Raw genomic sequence first — 21169 nt, 5'->3', positions numbered from 1 at the left:
ACAGAGAGGTACCTCCGTGTCAGACACCAACCGTATCAACGAACCGACCAACTACGAGCGCGCCATCCTGCTCGGGCTGCAGTCCAAGCCCATCTATCAGGGCACGGTCGACCCGGTAGTGGTCGCCGGCAGGCGCGCGAAGAACCGTGACGCCAGGCGGGCCCGCCGCGGCAACACCGCCGCACTGATCCGGCAGGCCCGCTCGAACGCGCCGCGCCGCGGCTTCACCTTCCGCCGCACCGAGCTGCCGGTGGTCAAGTTCCTCGGCGGTGAAGCGTGACCGCGGCCGGTGTCCTACGCCGTCCCAGCAGCCTCGCGGTCGCGCTCCCGTTCGGCCGCTCGATGCAGCTCCAGCAGTTCGTCCTCGCGGGCCCCGCGGTCGTTGATGATCCGGAACGGTTGCACGGCCGGAGAGCACAGCACGAACTTCCGTTTCCGGATAACCTCCGCCGCAATAGCTTTAACGCCCTCGCCGGAAATCTCGATCGTCTCGTAGTCGTCGTACCGGAACTCAAGGGGCACATTCGGCGACATCCAGATCGATCGGGCCGAACGCTCGTTGTCAACGGTGAACACGAGGGCGAAACCCAGTCCCAGCTCGAACACGCGCCGGGTGATGGCATCGATGTACACGAGCTGGCTGTTGGGGCCCTCATAGATCTCGGCACCGCCATAAATGATCGAACCCACCACAGTCTCCTTACGTTGCACGGGCGGCTAACCCGTTATGTAGCCGCGGCGATCTCCTTGCCGTCGCGGTGGCTGCAGCGTAAGGCGTGGGCCCGACGCGCCGCGGGGTTCTCGCGGTCGGCGGACACCACTGACGGTGGTGACCAGTGAGCGCCGGCATCCCTGACCCCGGCGGCGTCTCGGGCACATTCGCCGCACTGGAGCGCACCTCGCAGGTGCGCGGGTGGGGTCACGATCCCGAACCGCTGTCGTTCGCGTTCGGTGACCGCATCTGCCGAGCGGTGGTCATCGACGGCGATCCGTGGTTCGTCCTCTCGGACATCTGCCGTGCGATCGAGATCGGCAACGTCGGCAATGTCGCCGATCGGCTGAGCCGTACCGGAGCTGGTATCCGCCAGACGGATATCAGGTCTGGCGGCCAGATGCGGATGGTCACGCTCGTCGACGAGTCCGGCATGTACGAGGCCGTGATCCGATCCGACAAGCCGGAGGCGATGAAGTTCCGCCGCTGGATCACCAGCGAAGTACTGCCCGCGATTCGCAAGACGGGTTCCTACTCGCGGTATCCAGCGCAGCCCGAGGCGGCAGCGCTGCCGTCGAAGCGGGAACTGGCCCAGTGGGTTATCGAGGCCGAGGACCGCGCCGACCGCGCCGAGTCTCAGGTTCGAGCGCTCACGCCGCCCGCATCGGCGTGGAACGAACTCGCGGAAGCCGCTGGAGACTACTCGGTGTCCGACGCCGCCAAGGTGCTCAGTCGCGACCCCGCAATCGACATCAAGGAACGCGCGCTATTCGCGTTCATGGCCGGTCTCGAGTGGGTGTTCCGCCGCGACCGCCGCTGGAAGGCGTACAGGACGCAGCTCGACACGGGCCGCCTGGCTGAGAAGGTCGGCAAGCCGTTCTGGCATGAGGGCCGCGGCGAGCTGGTCAACGGGGAACCCACGGTGCGGATCACGCCGAAGGGGTTGGCCGAACTGCACAAGCGTCTCGGGGGTACCGGGCAGCTCGCACTGGTGGCCGCCTCGTGACCTTCCACTCTGTGCCCCGGCCGGCGATTCAGCATTGGCCGAAGCCGAAACGTCCTGTGTACGAGTCGAGCCCGAGGGGGTCGAAGTGATCACGTCTCACACGTTGGAAGCTGTTGCGGCTGCGCATCTTCCGAAGGAGTGGAAGAACCCGGTGCGTTGGTTGAAGGAGCGCCTGGCTGCGGGGGAGATCCCGGGTAAGGAACTCAGCCGCGGTGTGTGGGTGATGACGGATAAGCACATTGAGGCGTGGTTGGAGGGGGAGTCGCCGGCGAAGCCTGTTGTGGTGGAGTCGGAGCCGGAGTTGTCGACGCCGTTGGTTGAGGGTTTGTCGCGGCGTAGCCATGCGCGGATTGTGAGGTCGGCGTGATCTGGTTCTCCTGGCTTTGTCAGCGGTGCGGCAACGGGTTCAAGGCCCAGTCGGTGCGTGTGCGTGATTGTCCTGCGTGTGCTTCGTATGGCGCGCATGTGACGGGTCGTCCGATGCCTGTCGGTGAGATGGGCGGCGAGTGATGGCTGATCCCGCAATCGAAGCCGCGCAACGGGCCTGGGAAGCAGACGGGCTGCGGGATGGCTGGAAAGCGCTCGCTGTCGCTGCTTCTCGTGAGGCGTTGATGCCGATCCGTGAGAAGTACCAGGAGTTGCTCAGGTTCTACGAGGGAAGTGTCGAAGTCGGACCGTGGCGCATCCTCGACGACCTCGCCAAGTTGATCTACACCACCGAGGAGCTGGACCGATGAGCACTTTTCCTGAGGCCGAAATGGCGGTGCGGCGGTTCCGGGAGTTGGTGGACCGCTACTACGCCAATGCTGACACCGACGACCAGCGCACCGTGATTGCGAACATCGCTGGCCTGACGCGGGTGCTGCAGAACGACGTGTTCGGTTGGTATGCGCGGGAGTTGGATCACTGGGCTCGTGCGGCGCGGGATGCGGAGGAGGCCCGGGACGAGGCGTTGGTGTTGGCGGCGAGGGCGGATGACGAGAACGCCCGCCTCCAGGCACTTGTCGAGGAGTACGAGGCGCATCGGTGCGAGGTGGCGTCATGAGCGACGTTGTGGAGCGCGCCAAGAGCGTGCTGGCCGGTGTGACCGGGGGACCGTGGACGTGGGACGGAGACGAGTTCTCCGACGCCGCCGAGCGCAAGTGCCCGCACGGCACGCAGTGGACCGATCACGGCCCAGACCTTATGTCGGGTGATGACGAAGTGATCACCAGCAGTGGTTACGACGCCTCGGACCTGCATGTGAATACCGCCGATGCCGAGTTCATCGCCCAGGCGCGAACTCTCGTGCCCGAGCTGGTCGCCGAGGTCGAGCGGCTGCGGGAGCGGCTTGGAACGTGCCTGTGCGACCACGACCCCGAATCGCCGCTGTACGGCCCGAGTGAGGAGTGCCCGCAGCATGGCCGCCCCTATGCCGAGTGGGTACTGCGCGGCGACGATCTCGCCGCACGCATCGAACGGGTTCGGGACATGGCCTCCGACCCCTTGCACGGCCCGCTGTACGCGCACAAGGTCCTCGCCGCACTGGAGGCTGACCGATGAACCCTGTGGATGTTGTCGCTGCTGTCGGCAAGGCGTTCGGTGATGGTTTGACTCTTGCTGCCGAGATCCTGTGTCCGCGTGACCATACGGCGGAGGACAGGCTACAGGCGTGGGAGTCAGCGGCCGTTGCGGTTGAGGATGAGATTTGCGACGAAGCCGACGCGTGCGAGTCCGAGGTGCGTCAGTGTGCTTGCGGGGCCGGGTATGCGACTGCTGCTGAATGTCCCTGGTGCCGCGAGGTTGGCGAGTGCATCTGCTGGGTAGGACACGGCGACTGCGGCGGTTGCAGCGGTGTCCCTGGGATCAGCCACGAGCCTGCGTGCGGTTGGGATTGGAATCCTGAGTGCCCGCAGCATGGCGAGGGCCTGAAAGCTTCTGCCGCCGTCAGCGCAGCGGCAGACCCGTCACCCACTGTCCCCAACGCTCACAGCGTGGTGGGTGGCGAAGGCCCTGACCCGAATTCCGTCATTCCCTCGACGGTCGGGTCAGGGCAACCAACCACCGGACGGTGCGACCACTGCGGCACCGAAAGGCATCTGCGGGAATTCGGAACCCGCTGGCCGATGGGCGGGTCGCCGCAGTACCTGTGTCATCCGAACGATGGCCTGGACTGCTACCACCTCGTGACGGTGTGCGGCGAGGAGCTTGGTTCCCGCAAGTCTGACCCCGGGGCGGTGTCCACACCTGCCCCGGGGGAACGCCCAACGTCCGAACTGCTGTCCAGCGCAGCGGAAGTGATCAACGTGGCGTACCCGATCACCCATCGGTACCTGATCGAAGACCTGCAGTCACGCGCGGCCATGTTCCGCGACATCGAGCAGTAAGTAAATCGGCCTCGCCGGGGTGCATCCGGCGAGGCCAAGCATCACAACCCAAGAAGGAGAAGGAAATGCCAGAACCCACTCTATCCGACACGAGGCTCACAAGGGCTATCGCGCTGCTGAACGAGGCTCACTCGATCGACTGCCCGCTGGTCGATTCCGCGATCGAGCTGATGGAAGCCCTGTGCGACGAACTCCCCGCAGCCAGGTCCGAGGTGGCAGCATGACCATCAAACTGCAGACCAACGAGCTGGTACGCGTCCTGAAAGAGGCGGCGCTGTTCGCCCATGGCAGCCCAGACATTCCGGTGGTCAACGCGGTGCACGTGGAAGCGCGCGGCGGGCAACTGGTCGCAGTTGCGACCGACCGATTCGTCTTGGGTGCATCCAAGACCGAACTCGACGAACCGGGACAGTTCCTCGCGGCCTTGTCGCTGCGGCAGGTCAAGACGATCACCCAACTGGCCGGCGCGGGCAAACAGTGCTTCTCGACGGTCGCGATCGACGCCGACGACAAGCAGGTGAAAGTCGCGTTCAGCAGCGGCGAAACCCTCACCCTGCCCGCTGAAGTGGAACGCGGCGCGCACACAGCATGGCTGAAGCTGTTGGACTCGGTGCCGGATTGCGAGCCGTCGAAGGCGATGGACGTCAACCCGCAACTGGTGGCGAAGTTCGCCCGGCTGCAGGGCGCGCGGGCATCGCGGATGCGAATGCACTTCTTCGGGCACGCGAAGCCGATCAGGGTGTCGGTCGGTGACAGCTTTGTCGGCCTGGTCATGCCGGTTCGGATGCCAGACGAGGTGTCGATGGATTGGGCGGCACCGGAATGGCTTCGGGAGCCGCAGAAGACCACCCCGACGGCGAGGAAGCCGCGGGCGAAGAAGCCCACCAGCCGTACGGCCGCGAAGGTGCCAGCATGACCGCCCCGAGGCCGCGCCCCGTTTGGTGCCCGCACGACACTCGCCGTCTCGTCGAGGACGCGCAACGGGTGGAACCGAAACCCCGCCTCCGCGACTGGGTGTTCGCGCCCCTGCTCATCGCCAGCCTCGCACTCATCCCACTGCTCAACCCACCCCACGCCAAAGCAGACGGCTACCTCACACCCGGCGAAACCCTCTACGTCAACGACTACGGCTGGATCATCTGCGACACCATCGCCACCTACCCCACAACCGGCGGCGTGTACGGGGTAGTCCAAGGAGTCGCCAACACAGGCCATTTCGCTCTCGATGACGCGGTGGATGTGGTGAACGCGACCGTGTCCTCGCAGTGCTCCCAGTGGTGGCCGTTGCTGCAGCTCGCCGGCCAGCAAGCCCGCAACGCCGGCAAGGGGATGGCCGTATGAAATGCGCCAGGCCCAACTGCCCCAACAACGTGAAACCCGGCAGAGACCAGGGATTGTGTTCCAAGCACTACCAGCTATCACCACTACGCGGATACGTCCCCGTCGACCGAACCCGCGAACGCCTCGCCCTACTTCGATCCCGGGGCGTAACCATCGACATGCTCGCGGCGAGCGGCATCTCAAAATGGGGCCAGCGCCTCATCGAAACCAACGAGCGAGTCCAGCGATCCACCGAGGCCAAGGTTCTCGGCATCCCCGTGCCGACCGAACTGATCCCAACCGGCGCCTACATCAACGGCATCGGCACACGCCGACGCCTGCAGGCACTAGTGGCCATCGGATGGACGCAGCAGCTCATCGGCCGGGAGTTGGGCGTTGTCCAATCCCGAGTGCGCGCGATGACCTATCAAGACGGCGTGACGGCACAGGTCGCGTTCTCCGTTCGGGAAGTGTTCGACCGGCTGGCAATGACCGTTGGACCGTCCCAGGCGACTCGGGTACGCGCGGCCGCCAAAGGCTGGTTGCCACCCCTGGCATGGGACGACATCGACAACCCTGACGAGACACCAGAACTCGACGGCCAGCAGAAGACGCCGTACCCCGAGCTCTACATCGAAATGCGCGACCACCTCGGCTTATCGGATGCGCAGATCGCCAAGCGTGAAGGCATCCACCGCCAATCCCTAGACACGAAGCTCCGGCGGTACGGCATCGAACCAAGGAGGGCGTCATGAGTGGAGTCATTGGGGCCGGCGCGATCGGCATCGTCAACCGCGAATCATGGCAAGCGAAAGGTGCTTGCAGAGGATCCAAGACGCCCGACATTTGGTTCCCAGACAAGAAGGCGCCACCCGAGCAGACGATCGAAGCGCGCGCCATATGCGTGGGCTGCGAAGTCCGGAAAACGTGCCTCCAGTACGCCCTGGACCATCCGAAAGAACCCGGGATCTGGGGTGCGCTAACGGAACAGGAACGCGCCGGCCTGAAGTCTGGGCGACCCGTGAAGGCGTTCGCAAAATGCAACGAGTGCTCGGCGGAGTTCGTCAAACGTGGCGGATGGCACAGGTACTGCTCCGAAGAGTGCCGCCGGACGAACGAGTTGCGGCGGGACCGTGAGTACCGGGCGAAGAGAAGGCGGCTGATATGAGCGCCGCCGACCTGATCGCGGCCTGGAAGCACGCCGCCGAACGTGCAGCCAGCGCCTACACGCCGTTCCCCGCTGGTTGGATCAACCAACTCCCGCCCGACCTCGCTGACGAACTCAAATCGATCGCAGCGATGTGCGACGAGTCCCACAAGATCATGGCCGATGCCTCAAGGCTTCTCGGAGACATCCTGCGGGACAGGCTTGGGGGCGCCTCGTGATGCGCTACGAGTATTCGGACGAAGACTGGTTCGCCCTCACTGGTCAGGGGGTGTCGGATGCCGAAAGCGACCAGGAGTGAACGCAAGTTCTGGACTCCTCGCACCAGCTTCGAACGCCCCGCCGTCGAACGCACCAAACCCATCGAACCACTCCTCACCGGCATCCCCGAACACCTCTGGGACACACCACACATGGCACTCGACAACCTCACGCCACGAGAAGCCGCCCAACACGCCACTACCTCCAACTGCCGCGCCTGCTGGACCGGCATCCAAAACCTGAAAGCGGTACACGAATGACACTGCAGATCCTCCCGAACCTCGAACAAAGGTCGCCAGAGTGGTACGAGCAGAGGCGCGGCATCGTCACCGCGTCGATGGTTGGCCAGTTGATCGCCACAAGGAAGCTCGGCGCGATCGACTACGACTGCCCGAAATGCGGTGTAGCGGCGATTGATCCATGCCGAGGTCTACGTGATCCGTTTGCGCCGATCAAGACGCTGCACCCTGAGCGCGCCGAGTACGCACGCAACCAGAGCTCGTCGACCGTCATCGAGCCGGCGAGCAACGACACCTCACGTGGCCTCACCGCGCTACTTGTCGCTGAACGCATCACCGGATTCACCGAGCCGACGTTCATCAACGACGACATGCAGCGCGGCATCGACGATGAACCCCTGGCCCGCGACAAGTACGCCGAGCACTACGCACCAGTGACCGAAGTCGGGTTCATGATCCGTGACGACTGGGAATTCAAAATCGGCTACTCACCCGACGGCCTCGTGGGGGATGACGGCCTGATCGAGATCAAGAGTCGAAGGCAGAAGGCGCAGCTCACCACGATTCTCGCTGACGCCGTACCCATTGAGAACATGGCCCAACTGCAGTGCGCACTACTCGTTTCGGGCCGCAAGTGGATCGACTACGTGTCCTGGTGCGGCGGAATGCCCATGTATCCGAAACGTGTCTACCCACAACCCCAGTGGTTCGCCGCCATCATCAGCGCCGTCCGCATGTTCGAGGACAACGCCGCCGAAATGATGCGCATCTACGACGAGAACATTGTCGGCCTGCACCCCACCGAACGCATCGAAGTCATCGACCTGTTGGGGCTGGGCGCATGAAAATCACAGCCGAACCACGCTCCGACCAATGGAACGCCGACGACTTCATCGGCGGCGCAAAGACGTTCACCATCTCCGACGTCCGGGTCGGGTCCGCGGAACAAAAGTACGACATCGAGCTAGAAGGCCAAGAGCGGGCATGGAGGCCACCCCTCACGATGCTGCGGCTTCTCATGCACGCATGGGGTGATGAGTCCGACGATTGGGTCGGCCGCCGCGTCACCCTGTATCGCGATGAGTCGATTCGCTTCGGTCCGGACGAGGTCGGCGGGATTCGGATCTCCCACATGAGCCATCTGCCCGGAAACAAGCCGCTCACTGTGAAACTGACGAAGCAACGCGGTCGGCGCCAGAACCACACGGTGCAACCCCTGCCCGATGCGCCCGCCTCCATCACCACAGACGAGGTCAAGGCGATCCAGGTCCGCATCACTCAGGCGAAGACCCTGGACGACCTGAAAACGGTTGCCGACGAACTCAAGACGCTGAACCTCGGCGCGCACAGGGATTCACTCATGGCGGCGTGGAGTGAACGGCAGGCAGCCATCAAGGCGGCGCAGTGATGGTGATCGTGAGTTGTGTTGAGTGTGCGCGCAAGATCGGCCGCCCCGTCCGATCCGAATACCCCGACAAAGACGGCGCCGTGGCGTTTGTTCGCCGGCATCACGCCCTTGTAGGGCACAGAGCAGACATCCAGGAGGAGCAGTGAGCGAGCCCTCGACTGCCGAGTACCGCGAAGGTCAGCGTGTCCAGGTGCTCGATGGCGGACAACGGACAGCCACCGTTGTGCGTGACGGTCGATTCCCGTTCGTGACTGTCGAATTCGATGACCTGCAGCATTACGGGAAGATCAAGGACCGGGTCGCAGTGGTCGAAACATGGCGGATCACACCTATCACTGACGAGCATCTGTTCGAGGTGGCACCGTGACCGCCGTCAGCATCTTCGATGTCACTGTCGACATGGTTCGGCCGCCGCGCAGATACGAACCGCGCACCGCGGATGAGCGCTTGATCACTGACCTGCTGAACACCCCTGTGCCGCCACGCCGGGATCGTTCCGGCCGGCGGGACAGCTACGGCGTACCGGAGTCGCTGTCGCTGCGGCTGGAGCGTCAGTACTGCTCGCGGTGCGGGATCTCGTTCAAGCGGTGCCGGGCTGTTGGGCTTGTGTGCGTCGACTGTTTCGAGGTGGCGTGATGAGTCCTGAGTTTGTGCGTTGGTGCCAGACCCAGCGCGCCCTGTACGGATCAATGTGGAGGACAAGACGATGAGCGACGACGCGAGTCGACTCAATCTGTGCCCCATCTCATTCGGCGAGGCCTGCGAGTTCGTGCGGCGGAAGCACCGCCACCACAAGGCCCCTGTCGGAATGAAGTTCACCGTGGCAGTCGAAGCTGGCGGGAAGCTCGTTGGTGTGGCCATAGTGTCGCGTCCTGTTGCTCGGATGTTCGATGACGGGTGGACGCTGGAGGTGTCGCGCAGCTGCACAGACGGATTCCCGAATGCCAACTCGATGCTCTACGGCGCCGCGTGGCGCGCGGCCAAGGCGCTCGGCTATCGCCGCCTGATCACCTACACCCTCGCCAGCGAATCTGGCTCATCACTGCGGGCGGCGGGATGGCGCATTGTCGCTGAGCGTCGCGCCCGCCCCGGCTGGGACATGCCATCACGTCCGCGAGCCGACGACAGCACCGCACACAACGTGCAACGCACGCTCTGGGAGGCGTCGTGACGCGTCAGCTTCCGAAACCTGTTGCCGTCCCGCTCGGCTGGGTCATCTGCGGCGCCATCAACGCGGCCATCTATGGCGGCGGCTGGGCGTGCATGCGATGGGACGACATCACCGACGCCATCGAATCACGACGCGCAGCCCGGGCGTTGTGCCGCGAAGCAGACAAGATCCTGAAAGAGAGTGCCCGATGAGCACACGCGGCGAAACAACCGAAGTCAGGGAGTGCATCTGCGGCCGCCAGTTCACCGTGGTTGTTGAACACGCCAAACCGTGGACGGTGTGCCCTCACTGCCTACTCGGCGACAGCTACACCCCGTCTGGTCTTGACGAGTTCCACCCGGACACCACCCACAACCCGAACCCGGAGGTGGCTGATGGGTGAGCCCTGGTTGCCTTTCCCGCGCCGTGAACTGATCGCACGCGGCCGATGCCCCGACTGTGGCTGCCACCCCAATACAGGATGCAAACCCGACTGCCCAAGCCCAAAGGAGGACTAGATGGCCGTATCGAAACGTCTGCGGTTCGAGATCCTGCGCCGCGACAACCACACCTGCCGCTACTGCGGAGGTGCCGCACCCGACGTGATCCTCACCGTCGACCACGTCATCCCTGTATCGCTGGGCGGGTCTGACGATCCGTCCAACCTGGTTGCGGCGTGCAAGGACTGCAACGCCGGCAAGACATCATCCAACCCGGACGCCCCGCTGGTCGACACGGTGGCCGACGACGCCTTGCGGTGGGCTGCCGCGATGAAGCAGGCCGCCGACGAACGTGCTGCCGCCCGAGCTGAATCCGACGCCCTGTACGCCCAGTTCTCCACCGAGTGGGGGCAGTGGACAAGCATGGCAGGAGGTGAACTATCACGCCCGCCGAGTTGGCGCGCAACCATCGACCAACTGCTGGATGCAGGTCTTGAGATGGGTGACCTGCTTGAACTGGTTCGGGTCGCCATGGACTCACGCGCAGATGACGTATGGCGGTACTTCTGCGGCTGCTGCTGGACACGCATCCGCAAGATTCAAGAGCGGGCGGCCGAAATCACCCGGGGTGATCCGCAACCGTGCGCCACTCTGACGGTTGCGACGACCTGGACTCACGACGATCTCGACACCGTCATCGACGGAGCTGTCGCGCTCGCCCAACAGGCGCGCCCCGAGTTCACGCGTGACTCACTCGGTGAGAAATGCGGGCACGGTTACGGCTGCGCCGATGTCATCTGCCAGGTGACTTCCGCTGCGGTGCTCATCTCGTGCATCAATCAGGTGCGAGAGGCGGCGCTAGATGGCTAACGCTGCTGCTCTCATAAACGAGGGGCTGTGGAGGAAAGACAAGGCGTTCCAGGCGCTTCCGCGGCTGGCTCAGTGCACGTTCCTGCAGGTGTTGTCGCAGAAGGATCTGGATTGCGCCGGCGTGCTCACGCTCTACCTGGAGCTGCTGGCCAAGGGCTGCAATGAGCTGACTGTCGACCAACTCGAGGCCGACTTCTCGACGCTGGAGAATGCCCGGTTCCTGTTCGTGGACTACGACACTGACGAACTGCTGATCCGGTCGTATGTGCGGCTGGTGAGCGTGAAGTCGCCGAACGCGTGGAAGTCGGCGTTCAAGTCAGCTCGGCTGGTGGTGTCGGAGAAGATTCGCCACGAACTGGCGGTGGAGCTCAGGAGGATCAGGCGGTCGGATGCTGATGCTCTGGCCGCTGAAATCGACCCCAATCCAAACCCATCCGAACCGCATCGCAACCCCATCCCTAACCCATCGGAAGGGGATAACCCATCCCAATCCCATTCGGAACCCCCCAGATCAGTACCAGTAGTAGGTCATCTCACCTCTGTAGGTAATTCAGTTGGGGAGGACCCCCGCCCCGAATGCCCCGACCATGAAACGAACTACGAAGGCGGCGCCTGCCTTCCGTGCAAGCGTCGGCGGGAGTGGGACAAGGCGCACCCGGACTACTTCGAGCGTCAGAAGGCCGCGGAGAAGCGGCAGCGGGCGACCGAGCGCCAGAAGGCGATCGACGACTGCCTGATCTGTGACGAGTTCGGGGACATCACCCTCGATGACTCGGTCCGCAAGTGTGACCACAAGGCGGCACGCCATGCCTGACTGGACCGGGACCACTGTCTACCTCGATGCCCTGAAAGTTCCTTGCCCGGACTGCCATGTCGCGGCGGACACCCCGTGTGTGCGGTTCGACGGAAAGCCACTCGAGAAGTTCCCCGCTCATATCCGACGCATCACGGCATCGAGGAGGACCGCATGACAGACCAGCCCAGGATCGACGGAGACGCACCAGAACCACCTCCCGCGTGTGTGCGGACCCTGGATCCGGCACAGGGGCAATCAGAGCCTTGTCAGTGCTGGCTCCAAACCTCACCCACAGGACACACCGGTCACTGCTGCTTCGGCTACCCAGACCCGAACGGCGACAAGTACCAGCGAGGCCAACCACCACCGTGCGGACATTGGCACCAAGACGTTGCGAGGCCCGCATGAAAGTGACCATCCGCCACTGCCTGAACTGCCTCCGATTCGCCCCCACCGACCGCGTACCCGAGCAACACATGAACAACATCACCATCCCTGCCTACACCGTCTGCGGATTCTGTGGGCACAGCTACGGATTCGAGGAGACCGCATGACCGACCACATCGGGAACACTCTCGCCGACGTGTTGTGGGCCATCTATAGCAAGGCTGGGGAAACGCCGGATCAGTTTGTTGCCAATGCTCGGACCATCCTCGCTGCTCTCAAGGCGGCCCGTATAGCCGTCGTGGAACTGAACGAGGCAGACTCCACCCGCTATGACGAGGGTGAGGATGCGGAGTTTCCGCCCGCCGACCGCCTGGCGTGGCTGCGCGGCATGGGCATGTACGGCGTGACGGTCTGGCCAGAATGTCCGGGCGAGGTTCAGGTGGCCTACAACAACGAACCAGGCGAACCGCTCAGCGTTGACGAAGCCCGATCACTCGCCGCCGCGCTCCTTGCCGCTGCGGAGGCATCCCAATGAGCTGGACATCGAACGTCACCTGCTCCCGCTGCGGCGGATTCGACTGGGAAGTCGTGGACGGTGCGTGGACCTGCGGATGCGGCAAGCAAATGACAACGGTTGAGATCAAGGACTACCACGACGCGGAGGCCGCTCGTGAAGCTCGCTGACATTCACCACGCCCAAGCCACCTACATCCACCAATCCCCAACATGCCCCGCCTGCTGGCAACCACGCACCGAATGCCAGCACGGAAAGGACCACCAGTGAGCAAGCGCCGCCAGTACGTCATCGACACACCGCTCGGACGAAGGACATTCACCGCCCTACCCGTCTTCGAGCAAGTCAGCGACAACGAAGTGCTCATCCACCTGGAGGACGTCGACGACATGCGATTCATCCCACGGCCCGGAGTTCAGCCTGAGCTTGGAAGCGGGGACCAGCAGTGAGCCAACCCATCGACGGAAACCTCCCGGCCGCCAAAACCGAATTCCAAGGCGCCATCAACGCCTTCATCGAACCCGTACCCACCCTCCACCAAGGCGAAATGCTCTACGCACCCAGCCTCTACATGCAACTCTTCAACGCAGTCGGAGGCGAACAATCCCAAACCGGCAACGGCGGCGGATCCAAATCCAAACCCCCAATTTGGACCGACGCCCTCGTACTCCTCCAAGACATCGATCTGATGGTGTCGGTGTGGCAACCCGGCTATTCGGGTGTCCCCGCCACCATCGCCAGACTCCGCTTCCTGCAAGACCAGTCGTGGCGGCCGCAAGACGTCAAACTCATCGAGAAGATGACCAACATCATCCAATCCTGGGCCATCGACATCGACCGCCTGTTCAACCCCGCCCACGTCAAACACGTCTCCGCGCCCTGCCCATCGTGCGGCGCTACCCACACCTACAGGCGTGACAACACCGGCGAAAACGTCCGCACCCCAGCCCTTGAACTCGTCACCAGTACCGGCTGCACATGCCATGCGTGCAAAGCGTTCTGGCCGCCGGAAAACTACCTGTTCCTGTGCAAACTGCTGGGTTTCGACCTCCCCGCAGGCATCACCGGAATCTGACACAACGCATGATTATCGGATCGGAGGCGCGATGAGCTACACGCTAGCGGAAGTGTGCGACCACTGCGGCAAAAGCCTCGGTGAGCACCTGGTTCCCGACAGCAAGTGCCCGACGCCAGGCGCGGAATCGCACTTCTTCATCTCGGCGTATCACCCGCCCAGGTTGACGTAAGGCGGATCTATCGGTGCTTGACACACCGGCAACCCTGCTTGCCGTCCAGGCAAAACACGGTATCGTGACAAGTGCGCGCTAGAAGTGTGCCCAGAGCCCTTCAGCGCAAACGCCCCGAGACATGCGGGGCGTTTCTGCTTCCGGGAGGTATCCAATGCCTACCTTCGCCACCCCCACGCCACTCACCGAGCGCATCACCAACGCCAAACGCAGCCTCAACGAAGCACGCGCATCCGGCCAACAACCACTGATCGAAGCCGCCGAACGCGTACTCAACGGCTTGTTGGATCGCCTACCGCGCAGGGAGACACCGTGAAACGCAAGGTCGCTCACGTGTTGCGTCGGACGGCGCGAATGCTCATCCGACAGTCCAACAAGCTGGATCCGCCGCACCTCGGCCACGTGCACGTTGCGATCGGACATGCTGCCGGGAAGGCCTTCGCAGCCAACATCGCCGTGGCCGCCGCAGAGGAACGCCTAGCCAAGGCCCGCCGAGACCAAGCGCGAGGCATCTACGTGGCACCGAAGCTCAGGCCGCTGTGATCGCTGTAGCCCAGCTCATCGCTGACAACCTCCCAGCCCTCATCCACCCCGGCGACGACAAAGGCCCCATCCCGCTGCCGCTGCCCATGTTCCGCAACACCCACATCCCCGCGGACATGGCGAAACAAATGGCAGACGAGGCAGGCCTACCGTCGTTCGACATCGCCAAACTCACCGGCGAAGCGATCGCACACCTCTTGGACGAGAAGGGCTACGACCTCACCATCACCAAGACAGAGGTCGCCCAACTCCGCGCCGACGCAGCAGCCGGCGTGGAACGCCACCGCACAGTCACAGTCCACTGCACCTGCGGCACAGCCTTGTTCGAAGTCAACATCGACGCCGACAAACCCACCATCAACGGCCCAGCACTCATCCGGGCCCTGTCCAAGATGGAACCCGAATGTTCAGCCCAACATCGGAGGAAAGCCTGATGGACACCTCAACATTCCGCGAGAACGGCAAGAAGCCCGTCCGTGTCACCGCCAAAGGTGAAGTGTTCATCGGTGAGGACGAGTTCCCCTATCCGATCGTTGAGGACAGCGTCAAGGTTGAGCGCCTCCACAAGCGGAACCTGCTCACCATCACGCTATTCGTCGGCGATGTGTCAATCGAGGCCAGGAAGCCAACCGCTGTGTGCAAGCAGTGCGGCATCTCCGTCTACGGCAGGCAAACCAAGGGATGCCCCTGCCCCAACTGCGGTACGGAGCTCGTCTGATGCCCAGCCTGCACATCGTCGTCAACGGCGAAACATGGATGAACGGCGACCTCGGCGAATGGCAACAGAAACAACCCGAACAATTCGTCCAAGCCATGAAGAACCCCCGCGCCGCACGCCCCGGCATGATCCAACTCATCACCGCCATGAGCGAATGCGCCACCGGCGACAAGGCATACAGCCTCGAACTCACCACCAGTGACGACGGCGAGTTCACACTCACCAAGAAGAAGGGCACGACGCAGCCGTGGTCCGACCCGGAGCACGACATCGCCGCAGACCTGGCGCAGGCGGCGCGTGATGCCAAGGCCCGGCCGTAAGTCCAACACCACAGACCGCGGCCTCGGCTGGAAACACCAACAACACGCCGAAGGACTCCAACGCCGCCACATCGACGGCACCCTCTGCTGGTGGTGCTCACTCCCCATGTTCAAAGCCCCACTGCTCACACGCAACTGGGACGGCAAGCAACTCGCCGCAGACCACAGCCAAGCCCGAGCATTCGGCGGCCAACGCGCAGACCGACTACTCCACGGCAACTGCAACAGCCAACGCCAAGACGGCCGGCACGACACCCGCCGCCCCGCAGTGCTCGGCGTCCATCCATCCGAATGGACAGCAGCACTCGCCAAGCTCGGCATCACCACCACACCGATGGTGGACACCGACGCACTCGCGATGGACTGGTGATGCTCTACCTCATCACTGGCCCACCAGCATCCGGCAAGTCCACCTATGTGCGGCAACACGCAAAGCCCGGCGACATCACCATCGACTACGACGCCATTGCCTCAGTGCTCACACCACCAGGCCACGATCCACACGACCCACCACAACACGTCAAGGCAGTGACCAAGGCAGCACGACAAGCAGCCATCGACACAGCCCTGACCCTGAGCCACGAGCACGACGTGTACGTCATCCACTCCATGCCAAGCGCCTCACTCATCGCCCGCTACCAGGCCCACGGCGCCAAGGTCATCACCATCGACCCAGGCCGCAGCGTGGTCCTTGCCCGATGCAAAGCCGAACGGCCATGGCGAATGCACCAAGCGGCCAAACTCTGGTACGACCAGCACGCTGCCAGCAAACAACCAGCGACGGCCAGCAAACATGAGCAGGTGGTGATGGGATGGTGATCGTTAGCTACGCGCCATCGCTGCAGGTCAGAGGCCTGCGACTCGGCCATCGGCAACGCTCTGACCAGCGGAAACGCGACCAGCGACCCACCCCCCAGAAAATATCCAGGCGGGGCGCCCTCCCTGACCCCCGGGGCACCGGTCAGTTTTTTTTCGATCCGGCCAAAACGAATCAGATCGCCGGCGGTGTCCGGTGACGGCGAAGGCTCCAGCAAACTCCGACCCGGACCCAGCTAACTCGGAAGCGACGACCGCTGGGCAGCGCCTGATGGCGGAGTTGGCGCGCGATACGGATCCGTATCCGTTAACGCTGATGATCATCGAGGCATGCCGGATGGCGGATCGGCTGGAGCAGTTCGACGCACTTCTGTCGGGCAAGCAGGACGCGTGGATGCGGCTGCGGGTTCGTGACGAGGTGGTTGAGGTCCAGGTGGACAAGGTGCTCCAGGAGGCGAGACAGTGCGCGACGGTGTTTCGTCACTACCTAGCCGACATTCATCGGCAGCGTGCGGGGATTTCGACCGGGCCTGACGATGACAGCGACCCTCTCGACAAGTTCTAAGCGGCCGGCGCCGAAGCGACCGCCGACACGGAAGTCGGATCGTGTGCAGTGGCCCGAGTGGGTGGGGTCCTGGCCGCGGCTGAAGGGCCGGCAGACACCAGAGTTTGAGTCGAAGCATCCGGGTGATGAGGCGGCACAGGCGGATCGGTGCGGCAAGTTCGGTTTTGCGGTGGGGCTGCGGCCGATGCCGTGGCAGTGGCGGTCGATTCAGGCGATCACGTCGGTGCAGCCGCCGACGGACGAGGAGCTGGAGGATGCGGCCCGCGAGGGCCGGGCCCCGGTGAGCCTGTGGACGCACCGCGACGTGTGCATCGAATGCACTCGGCAGCAGGGCAAGACGCTGCTGATCGTGCTGTTGATCTTGTTTCACATGTTCGTGCTGCGCTCTGGGCGGATCATCTACACGGCGCAGCGGTGGTCGACGGCGTACGACGTGTTCAAGCGTGTGTGTGCGGTGATCGATCGGGTGCCGTGGTTGAAGTCGCGGTTGGCGGAGAAGCCATCGAAGGCGGGCAACCGCGGTTCGATCAAGCTGAAGCATCCGCGTACCGGCGAGATCGTGTGTGAGGCCGAGTTCGGTCCGCGGTCGCAGGATTTCGGTCGCGGTTACACCGAGATTGATCTGCTCATCATCGATGAGGCGTACGACATCGACCCGGGAGAAGAGGCGAACCTGACGGGCGCGCAGTCGGCGGCGAAGAACCCGCAGACGATCTACATTTCGACGGCGCCGGTGGCTTCGGTGCATCCGAAGTGTCACACGTTGGCCGGTCTGCATCGGTTGGGGCACAAGCTGGCCCCTGATCTGTACTACGCGATGTATGCGGCGCCGCGGGATGCTGATCGGACAGAGCCGGCCACGTGGGAGTTGGCGCAACCGTCTTACGGGGTGGCCACGAATGAGCGTGAGATTCGCTCGAAGCAGCAGAAAGCCAAGACGGTTGATCAGCGGGCAATCTTCGACGCGGACTATTTGGGCTGGGGGGATTACCCGCCCGATGAGGACGAGATCGGTTCGCCGATCCCTGAGGCGGTGTGGACCGATATGGCCAATCCCGGTGCGCGGCTGGCAGGTTCTCGGACGATCGCGGTGCGGCAGTCCCGCAACAAGCGGACCTGGTCGATCGTGGCGGGGCAGACAACGGCCGACGGCACCAGGATTCACGTCGAGGTGGGTCCGCTGCGGCACGGTCATCACACGGAGATCGCTGAGTATCTGATCACGAAGGTCACTGAGTGGAATCCGGTGGCGCTGGTGCTGGACCGGAAGAACGGCGCGATCGTGCTTGAGCCGCTGCTGATTGCCGCGGGGATCGAGCCGGTGGTGATGAACACCGCGGATATGGCTCTGTCGTTCAACGGCTTCTACTCCGACGCCCTGGCCGGTCTGCTGTCGCACAGTGATCAGCAGATCCTCAACGACGCGGTGGTGAGTGCATCGCTGCGGGAGCTGCCTGGTGGTGACTCGCTGTGGGCTGAGGACGATGCCGGCGTGGCGATCCCGTTGGTGGGGGCCTCGATGGCGCACTGGGCGCTCCGAAAGTTCGGCGCCAAGCCAGCAGGGAAGACGGTGGCGCCACGTACGGCCGCCAAGCGCGCCAGCAGACGCACACATGACCAGTTCAACGCGATGACAACCGCGTTCTAACGAGAGGAGCGACGTTGGCACCCAAGACCGCCGCTCCGCGCACCGAAAAGGGCTACGTCAACCCCATTCCGGGCTCATTCACTGCTTGGGGCCTGCCCATGCTGGACCAGTTCGAGCAGAATCCGGACTGCACCTGGCCGAATTCGGTGTTCACGTACGGCCGGATGGTCCGCGAAGACGCCCGCGTGGCGTCCGTGTTTCGGGCGGTCGGGCTTCCAATCCGGCGCACACCGTGGCGGATTCGACCCAATGGCGCCCGCCCGGAGGTCGTGAAGCACGTCGCCGCGAGCATGGGACTGCCCATCGAGGGTGCTGCCGAGGATGAGCCGACACCGCGTACGCGCGGAAACTTCTCGTGGGCTCGCCATCTCCAGCAGACGCTTCGGTATCTGCAGTTCGGGCACGCGGTGTTCGAGATCGTGTACGGGGCGCCGGTGAACGGACTGTTCCCGCTGCGCAAGCTCGCGCCGCGGCCGCAGTCGTCGATCGCGTACTGGAACGTGGACCGCGACGGCGGCCTGATCTCGGTGCAGCAGTGGCCCGCCGGCACGTTCGGCGGCCCGGGCATGGTGGTGATGGCGCCGACGTCGATGGGTCCGGCGATCCCGGTGGATCGCCTGGTTGTGTACGCGCACGACATGGACCCCGGTGTGTGGGTCGGCAACAGCCTGCTGCGCCCGGCGTATAAGCACTGGGTCTGGAAAGACGAGTTGATGCGCATCGAGGCCGCGGCGATCCGCCGGCACGGCATCGGTGTCCCGAAGATCACCGGCAACTCGGCGGATTCAGAAGACGAAGACCGCATGGAGGAGCTGCTCGACATCGCCTCGAACTATGGCGGTGGTGAGTCGGCCGGCCTGGCGCTCACCGAGGGTGAGGACTTCAACATTGTCTCGCCGACCGGTACGCCGATCGATCCGAGGCGCGCGATCGAATACCACGACCACGCAATGGCCTTGGTGGTGCTGGCCAACTTCCTGAACCTGGACGGCAAGGGCGGCAGTTACGCGCTGGCCAACGTGCAGGCCGGCACATTCGACCAATCGGTGGACGCGGTCGCCGAGGATATTCGCGAGATAACTCAGGCGTTCGTTGTCGAGGACATCGTGAATCGCAACTGGGGCGAGGACGAGCCCGCCCCGCTGCTGGTGTTCGACAAGATCGGCCAGGAGCTCATCGCCGCTGCACTGCAGATGCTCGTGAACGCCAAGCTGCTGACCCCGGACGCGCCGCTTGAGGCGTTCCTACGTTCGGCCGCAGGGCTGCCAACACGCGACCCGGACTCCGCTCGCGAAGACGAGGCCGACGACGAAGGCCCCGAACAGGATCCGCCTCCGCCACCGTCGTCGTCACGCAGCGCCTCGGCGAAAGCCCGGCAGCGTCGTGAGCATCCGAAGAACCAACAGAAGGGGCTCTGGTGAACGTCACTGACTGGTATCAGACCGAGGACGCCGAACCACGCCAGTGGTTTTCGGTGCAGAACAAGGCCGATGACCCGAAGACAGCAGCGGTCGACATCTACGACGACATCATCCCGTTCTACGGGGTGAACGCGGTCGACTTCCGCAACGAGCTCCAGGCGCTGGGCGACGGCATCGAGACGATCGACCTGCACATCCACTCGCGCGGCGGCAACGTCTACGAGGCTGTCGCCATCATGAACACGCTGCGGCAGCACTCGGCCAAGGTGGTGACCACCGTCGACAGCGTCGCAGCGTCGGCGGCCGGGTTCATCGCAGTCGGTGCGAGCGATGAACTGGTCGTGGCCGAGAACGCCGAACTCATGGCGCATCTGCCGTGGGTGATGGCGATCGGTGACGCGAACGATCTGCGCAAGACCGTCGACCGGCTGGAGCAGATCGGCAAGAACATCGCCTCGATCTTCTCCGAGCGGGCTGGCGGCACCGTCGATGAGTGGATGGACGTGCTCACCGCCGAAACCTGGTGGTCAGCACAGGAAGCGGTGGACGCCGGGATCGCCGATCGGGTGCTGAAGGCGCCGAAGCGCAGCAAGTCGGCGGCCAGTGGCGCGGCCAAGAACAGCATCGATCTGTCGGTGTTCAACCATGCCGGGCGCTCTCATGCGCCAGCGCCGCGGAAGCCGCAGGCGCACAACGAGACCCCTGGGCCCGTCGACAAGGCGGCCGAGGTAACCGAGAAGAAGGAGGAGGCCACTATGGCAACCTTGAGTGAAAGCGTGCTCCAGAAGCTCGGCCTCGACGCCGACGCCGACGACAGCGCGATCGAAGAGGCGATCAACAAGATCGCCGAACGCCCCGAGCCGTCCGACGGTGCTCCCACGGCAGAGCAGGCGGCCGAGGTGCTGGCCAAGCTCGGCATGGTCGCCGTCAACAAGGCATCCCACGACGAGATGGTGGCCACCGTGGCTGACCTGTCCGCCCGCCGTGACGCCGCGATCAAGGCCGAGAACGAAGCCGCGATCACCAACGCGCTCAACACGGGTCGTATCGACGCCGCGAGCGCCGACACCTGGCGTGCCGAGATCGACAAGAACCGAGACGGCACCCTGGCGCTGCTCAACACCCTGCCGGCCAACAAGGCCGTTCCGGTCAACGAGCTCGGTCACGGCGTGAGCCGCGAGGACAACACCCAGGACGCCGAGATGGCGACGGTGTTCGCCAGCATCACCGGCCACACCTACGGAAAGGATGCCTGAA

General features: G+C 64.0%; 41 protein-coding genes. 40 read left to right on the top strand and 1 reads right to left on the bottom strand.

What is annotated here, in order from left to right:
* Nucleotides 1–16: 16 nt before the first annotated feature.
* Nucleotides 17–280, top strand: a complete 264-nt coding sequence (locus tag AB0876_RS28935; RefSeq protein ID WP_526043612.1) for a hypothetical protein — start codon at nt 17–19, stop codon at nt 278–280.
* A gap of 14 nt (nt 281–294) precedes the next feature.
* Here the strand turns inward: AB0876_RS28935 and AB0876_RS28930 are convergent, their stop codons facing one another.
* A complete protein-coding gene (locus AB0876_RS28930) occupies nt 295–693 on the bottom strand; it encodes a hypothetical protein (RefSeq protein WP_526043611.1) in 399 nt (132 codons plus the stop codon).
* A 143-nt stretch (nt 694–836) separates the two neighbouring features.
* On the opposite strand from AB0876_RS28930, the gene AB0876_RS28925 reads away from it, so the two are divergent.
* From AB0876_RS28925 to AB0876_RS28735, 39 genes are all read left to right on the top strand, one after another.
* On the top strand, nt 837–1718 hold the full coding sequence (locus AB0876_RS28925) for a phage antirepressor KilAC domain-containing protein (protein ID WP_526043610.1): 882 nt from the start codon (nt 837–839) through the stop codon (nt 1716–1718).
* An 85-nt stretch (nt 1719–1803) separates the two neighbouring features.
* A complete protein-coding gene (locus tag AB0876_RS28920) occupies nt 1804–2085 on the top strand; it encodes a hypothetical protein (RefSeq protein WP_526043609.1) in 282 nt (93 codons plus the stop codon).
* Between the two features lie 142 nt (nt 2086–2227).
* A complete protein-coding gene (locus AB0876_RS28915; RefSeq protein ID WP_526043608.1) occupies nt 2228–2455 on the top strand; it encodes a hypothetical protein in 228 nt (75 codons plus the stop codon).
* Complete coding sequence (locus AB0876_RS28910; protein ID WP_526043607.1) at nt 2452–2763, top strand: hypothetical protein; 312 nt, start codon at nt 2452–2454, stop codon at nt 2761–2763. Before AB0876_RS28915 ends, AB0876_RS28910 begins: the two co-directional genes overlap by 4 nt.
* Nucleotides 2760–3260, top strand: coding sequence for a hypothetical protein (locus AB0876_RS28905; protein WP_526043606.1), 501 nt, complete (start codon nt 2760–2762; stop codon nt 3258–3260). Before AB0876_RS28910 ends, AB0876_RS28905 begins: the two co-directional genes overlap by 4 nt.
* Nucleotides 3261–3691: 431 nt before the next feature.
* A complete protein-coding gene (locus AB0876_RS28900) occupies nt 3692–4084 on the top strand; it encodes a hypothetical protein (protein WP_526043605.1) in 393 nt (130 codons plus the stop codon).
* Nucleotides 4085–4149: 65 nt separating this feature from the next.
* The gene (locus AB0876_RS28895) at nt 4150–4308 is read left to right on the top strand and encodes a hypothetical protein (RefSeq protein WP_526043604.1); all 159 of its coding nucleotides are present in this window, start codon (nt 4150–4152) and stop codon (nt 4306–4308) included.
* Nucleotides 4305–5000 carry a hypothetical protein gene (locus AB0876_RS28890; RefSeq protein ID WP_526043603.1) on the top strand — a complete coding sequence of 232 codons (696 nt, stop codon included), beginning with the start codon at nt 4305–4307 and terminating at the stop codon, nt 4998–5000. The genes AB0876_RS28895 and AB0876_RS28890 overlap by 4 nt, the downstream gene beginning before the upstream one ends.
* On the top strand, nt 4997–5425 hold the full coding sequence (locus tag AB0876_RS28885; protein WP_526043602.1) for a hypothetical protein: 429 nt from the start codon (nt 4997–4999) through the stop codon (nt 5423–5425). The genes AB0876_RS28890 and AB0876_RS28885 overlap by 4 nt, the downstream gene beginning before the upstream one ends.
* Nucleotides 5426–5583: 158 nt before the next feature.
* The gene (locus AB0876_RS28880) at nt 5584–6159 is read left to right on the top strand and encodes a hypothetical protein (RefSeq protein WP_526043601.1); all 576 of its coding nucleotides are present in this window, start codon (nt 5584–5586) and stop codon (nt 6157–6159) included.
* Nucleotides 6156–6572 (top strand): WhiB family transcriptional regulator, encoded by a 417-nt coding sequence (locus AB0876_RS28875; protein WP_526043600.1) that lies wholly within the window; start codon nt 6156–6158, stop codon nt 6570–6572. Before AB0876_RS28880 ends, AB0876_RS28875 begins: the two co-directional genes overlap by 4 nt.
* A complete protein-coding gene (locus AB0876_RS28870) occupies nt 6569–6790 on the top strand; it encodes a hypothetical protein (RefSeq protein WP_526043599.1) in 222 nt (73 codons plus the stop codon). Before AB0876_RS28875 ends, AB0876_RS28870 begins: the two co-directional genes overlap by 4 nt.
* Nucleotides 6791–6847: 57 nt before the next feature.
* Nucleotides 6848–7090 (top strand): hypothetical protein, encoded by a 243-nt coding sequence (locus AB0876_RS28865; RefSeq protein ID WP_526043598.1) that lies wholly within the window; start codon nt 6848–6850, stop codon nt 7088–7090.
* Entirely contained in the window at nt 7087–7914 is an 828-nt protein-coding gene (locus AB0876_RS28860; protein ID WP_526043597.1) for a lambda exonuclease family protein, read from the top strand. The genes AB0876_RS28865 and AB0876_RS28860 overlap by 4 nt, the downstream gene beginning before the upstream one ends.
* Nucleotides 7911–8477 carry a hypothetical protein gene (locus AB0876_RS28855; RefSeq protein WP_526043596.1) on the top strand — a complete coding sequence of 189 codons (567 nt, stop codon included), beginning with the start codon at nt 7911–7913 and terminating at the stop codon, nt 8475–8477. The genes AB0876_RS28860 and AB0876_RS28855 overlap by 4 nt, the downstream gene beginning before the upstream one ends.
* Nucleotides 8478–8619: 142 nt before the next feature.
* A complete protein-coding gene (locus AB0876_RS28850) occupies nt 8620–8844 on the top strand; it encodes a hypothetical protein (RefSeq protein WP_526043595.1) in 225 nt (74 codons plus the stop codon).
* A complete protein-coding gene (locus AB0876_RS28845) occupies nt 8841–9113 on the top strand; it encodes a hypothetical protein (RefSeq protein ID WP_526043594.1) in 273 nt (90 codons plus the stop codon). The genes AB0876_RS28850 and AB0876_RS28845 overlap by 4 nt, the downstream gene beginning before the upstream one ends.
* Nucleotides 9114–9183: 70 nt before the next feature.
* Nucleotides 9184–9648 (top strand): XF1762 family protein, encoded by a 465-nt coding sequence (locus tag AB0876_RS28840; protein WP_526043593.1) that lies wholly within the window; start codon nt 9184–9186, stop codon nt 9646–9648.
* Nucleotides 9645–9839, top strand: coding sequence for a hypothetical protein (locus tag AB0876_RS28835; RefSeq protein WP_526043592.1), 195 nt, complete (start codon nt 9645–9647; stop codon nt 9837–9839). The genes AB0876_RS28840 and AB0876_RS28835 overlap by 4 nt, the downstream gene beginning before the upstream one ends.
* Complete coding sequence (locus tag AB0876_RS28830; protein ID WP_526043591.1) at nt 9836–10030, top strand: hypothetical protein; 195 nt, start codon at nt 9836–9838, stop codon at nt 10028–10030. The genes AB0876_RS28835 and AB0876_RS28830 overlap by 4 nt, the downstream gene beginning before the upstream one ends.
* Before the next feature lie 115 nt (nt 10031–10145).
* Nucleotides 10146–10937, top strand: coding sequence for an HNH endonuclease (locus tag AB0876_RS28825; RefSeq protein ID WP_526043590.1), 792 nt, complete (start codon nt 10146–10148; stop codon nt 10935–10937).
* Nucleotides 10930–11751 (top strand): hypothetical protein, encoded by an 822-nt coding sequence (locus AB0876_RS28820; protein ID WP_526043589.1) that lies wholly within the window; start codon nt 10930–10932, stop codon nt 11749–11751. Before AB0876_RS28825 ends, AB0876_RS28820 begins: the two co-directional genes overlap by 8 nt.
* The gene (locus tag AB0876_RS28815) at nt 11744–11908 is read left to right on the top strand and encodes a zinc finger domain-containing protein (RefSeq protein WP_526043588.1); all 165 of its coding nucleotides are present in this window, start codon (nt 11744–11746) and stop codon (nt 11906–11908) included. Before AB0876_RS28820 ends, AB0876_RS28815 begins: the two co-directional genes overlap by 8 nt.
* 229 nt (nt 11909–12137) lie before the next feature.
* Nucleotides 12138–12287, top strand: a complete 150-nt coding sequence (locus AB0876_RS28810; protein ID WP_526043587.1) for a hypothetical protein — start codon at nt 12138–12140, stop codon at nt 12285–12287.
* A complete protein-coding gene (locus AB0876_RS28805; protein ID WP_526043586.1) occupies nt 12284–12655 on the top strand; it encodes a hypothetical protein in 372 nt (123 codons plus the stop codon). The genes AB0876_RS28810 and AB0876_RS28805 overlap by 4 nt, the downstream gene beginning before the upstream one ends.
* Nucleotides 12656–12790: 135 nt before the next feature.
* Nucleotides 12791–12904, top strand: a complete 114-nt coding sequence (locus AB0876_RS28800) for a DUF7419 family protein (RefSeq protein WP_526043585.1) — start codon at nt 12791–12793, stop codon at nt 12902–12904.
* Nucleotides 12901–13083, top strand: a complete 183-nt coding sequence (locus AB0876_RS28795) for a hypothetical protein (protein WP_526043584.1) — start codon at nt 12901–12903, stop codon at nt 13081–13083. The genes AB0876_RS28800 and AB0876_RS28795 overlap by 4 nt, the downstream gene beginning before the upstream one ends.
* Nucleotides 13080–13709, top strand: a complete 630-nt coding sequence (locus tag AB0876_RS28790) for a DUF7341 domain-containing protein (RefSeq protein ID WP_526043583.1) — start codon at nt 13080–13082, stop codon at nt 13707–13709. The genes AB0876_RS28795 and AB0876_RS28790 overlap by 4 nt, the downstream gene beginning before the upstream one ends.
* 326 nt (nt 13710–14035) lie before the next feature.
* Nucleotides 14036–14197 carry a hypothetical protein gene (locus AB0876_RS28785; RefSeq protein WP_526043582.1) on the top strand — a complete coding sequence of 54 codons (162 nt, stop codon included), beginning with the start codon at nt 14036–14038 and terminating at the stop codon, nt 14195–14197.
* Nucleotides 14194–14424: a hypothetical protein gene (locus AB0876_RS28780; RefSeq protein ID WP_526043581.1), complete on the top strand. Its 231-nt coding sequence runs from the start codon at nt 14194–14196 to the stop codon at nt 14422–14424. Before AB0876_RS28785 ends, AB0876_RS28780 begins: the two co-directional genes overlap by 4 nt.
* On the top strand, nt 14421–14858 hold the full coding sequence (locus AB0876_RS28775) for a hypothetical protein (RefSeq protein ID WP_526043580.1): 438 nt from the start codon (nt 14421–14423) through the stop codon (nt 14856–14858). The genes AB0876_RS28780 and AB0876_RS28775 overlap by 4 nt, the downstream gene beginning before the upstream one ends.
* Nucleotides 14858–15142 (top strand): hypothetical protein, encoded by a 285-nt coding sequence (locus AB0876_RS28770; RefSeq protein ID WP_526043579.1) that lies wholly within the window; start codon nt 14858–14860, stop codon nt 15140–15142. The genes AB0876_RS28775 and AB0876_RS28770 overlap by 1 nt, the downstream gene beginning before the upstream one ends.
* Complete coding sequence (locus AB0876_RS28765; RefSeq protein WP_526043578.1) at nt 15142–15462, top strand: hypothetical protein; 321 nt, start codon at nt 15142–15144, stop codon at nt 15460–15462. Before AB0876_RS28770 ends, AB0876_RS28765 begins: the two co-directional genes overlap by 1 nt.
* Nucleotides 15443–15832, top strand: coding sequence for a hypothetical protein (locus AB0876_RS28760; protein ID WP_526043577.1), 390 nt, complete (start codon nt 15443–15445; stop codon nt 15830–15832). Before AB0876_RS28765 ends, AB0876_RS28760 begins: the two co-directional genes overlap by 20 nt.
* On the top strand, nt 15832–16281 hold the full coding sequence (locus AB0876_RS28755) for an AAA family ATPase (protein ID WP_526043576.1): 450 nt from the start codon (nt 15832–15834) through the stop codon (nt 16279–16281). The genes AB0876_RS28760 and AB0876_RS28755 overlap by 1 nt, the downstream gene beginning before the upstream one ends.
* 193 nt (nt 16282–16474) lie before the next feature.
* Entirely contained in the window at nt 16475–16843 is a 369-nt protein-coding gene (locus AB0876_RS28750; RefSeq protein ID WP_526043575.1) for a hypothetical protein, read from the top strand.
* 175 nt (nt 16844–17018) lie between these two features.
* Nucleotides 17019–18491 (top strand): terminase, encoded by a 1473-nt coding sequence (locus AB0876_RS28745; protein WP_526043631.1) that lies wholly within the window; start codon nt 17019–17021, stop codon nt 18489–18491.
* Nucleotides 18492–18505: 14 nt separating this feature from the next.
* Complete coding sequence (locus AB0876_RS28740; RefSeq protein WP_526043574.1) at nt 18506–19912, top strand: phage portal protein family protein; 1407 nt, start codon at nt 18506–18508, stop codon at nt 19910–19912.
* On the top strand, nt 19909–21168 hold the full coding sequence (locus AB0876_RS28735; RefSeq protein WP_526043573.1) for a head maturation protease, ClpP-related: 1260 nt from the start codon (nt 19909–19911) through the stop codon (nt 21166–21168). The genes AB0876_RS28740 and AB0876_RS28735 overlap by 4 nt, the downstream gene beginning before the upstream one ends.
* Nucleotide 21169 lies beyond the last annotated feature (1 nt).

Source organism: Mycobacterium sp. NPDC049093, assembly GCF_040704635.1.
GTDB lineage: Bacteria > Actinomycetota > Actinomycetes > Mycobacteriales > Mycobacteriaceae > Mycobacterium.
This window is presented reverse-complemented; position numbering and strand designations above follow the sequence as displayed.

Bases quoted from the DNA above. Each gene is read 5' to 3' on its own strand.
- AB0876_RS28915 (WP_526043608.1), top strand. From the start codon at position 2,228: ATGGCTGATCCCGCAATCGAAGCCGCGCAACGGGCCTGGGAAGCAGAC.
- AB0876_RS28910 (WP_526043607.1), top strand. From the start codon at position 2,452: ATGAGCACTTTTCCTGAGGCCGAAATGGCGGTGCGGCGGTTCCGGGAG.
- AB0876_RS28905 (WP_526043606.1), top strand. From the start codon at position 2,760: ATGAGCGACGTTGTGGAGCGCGCCAAGAGCGTGCTGGCCGGTGTGACC.
- AB0876_RS28895 (WP_526043604.1), top strand. From the start codon at position 4,150: ATGCCAGAACCCACTCTATCCGACACGAGGCTCACAAGGGCTATCGCG.
- AB0876_RS28890 (WP_526043603.1), top strand. From the start codon at position 4,305: ATGACCATCAAACTGCAGACCAACGAGCTGGTACGCGTCCTGAAAGAG.
- AB0876_RS28885 (WP_526043602.1), top strand. From the start codon at position 4,997: ATGACCGCCCCGAGGCCGCGCCCCGTTTGGTGCCCGCACGACACTCGC.
- AB0876_RS28880 (WP_526043601.1), top strand. From the start codon at position 5,584: ATGCTCGCGGCGAGCGGCATCTCAAAATGGGGCCAGCGCCTCATCGAA.
- AB0876_RS28875 (WP_526043600.1), top strand. From the start codon at position 6,156: ATGAGTGGAGTCATTGGGGCCGGCGCGATCGGCATCGTCAACCGCGAA.
- AB0876_RS28870 (WP_526043599.1), top strand. From the start codon at position 6,569: ATGAGCGCCGCCGACCTGATCGCGGCCTGGAAGCACGCCGCCGAACGT.
- AB0876_RS28865 (WP_526043598.1), top strand. From the start codon at position 6,848: ATGCCGAAAGCGACCAGGAGTGAACGCAAGTTCTGGACTCCTCGCACC.
- AB0876_RS28860 (WP_526043597.1), top strand. From the start codon at position 7,087: ATGACACTGCAGATCCTCCCGAACCTCGAACAAAGGTCGCCAGAGTGG.
- AB0876_RS28855 (WP_526043596.1), top strand. From the start codon at position 7,911: ATGAAAATCACAGCCGAACCACGCTCCGACCAATGGAACGCCGACGAC.
- AB0876_RS28840 (WP_526043593.1), top strand. From the start codon at position 9,184: ATGAGCGACGACGCGAGTCGACTCAATCTGTGCCCCATCTCATTCGGC.
- AB0876_RS28830 (WP_526043591.1), top strand. From the start codon at position 9,836: ATGAGCACACGCGGCGAAACAACCGAAGTCAGGGAGTGCATCTGCGGC.
- AB0876_RS28825 (WP_526043590.1), top strand. From the start codon at position 10,146: ATGGCCGTATCGAAACGTCTGCGGTTCGAGATCCTGCGCCGCGACAAC.
- AB0876_RS28820 (WP_526043589.1), top strand. From the start codon at position 10,930: ATGGCTAACGCTGCTGCTCTCATAAACGAGGGGCTGTGGAGGAAAGAC.
- AB0876_RS28815 (WP_526043588.1), top strand. From the start codon at position 11,744: ATGCCTGACTGGACCGGGACCACTGTCTACCTCGATGCCCTGAAAGTT.
- AB0876_RS28810 (WP_526043587.1), top strand. From the start codon at position 12,138: ATGAAAGTGACCATCCGCCACTGCCTGAACTGCCTCCGATTCGCCCCC.
- AB0876_RS28805 (WP_526043586.1), top strand. From the start codon at position 12,284: ATGACCGACCACATCGGGAACACTCTCGCCGACGTGTTGTGGGCCATC.
- AB0876_RS28785 (WP_526043582.1), top strand. From the start codon at position 14,036: ATGCCTACCTTCGCCACCCCCACGCCACTCACCGAGCGCATCACCAAC.
- AB0876_RS28770 (WP_526043579.1), top strand. From the start codon at position 14,858: ATGGACACCTCAACATTCCGCGAGAACGGCAAGAAGCCCGTCCGTGTC.
- AB0876_RS28765 (WP_526043578.1), top strand. From the start codon at position 15,142: ATGCCCAGCCTGCACATCGTCGTCAACGGCGAAACATGGATGAACGGC.
- AB0876_RS28760 (WP_526043577.1), top strand. From the start codon at position 15,443: ATGCCAAGGCCCGGCCGTAAGTCCAACACCACAGACCGCGGCCTCGGC.
- AB0876_RS28755 (WP_526043576.1), top strand. From the start codon at position 15,832: ATGCTCTACCTCATCACTGGCCCACCAGCATCCGGCAAGTCCACCTAT.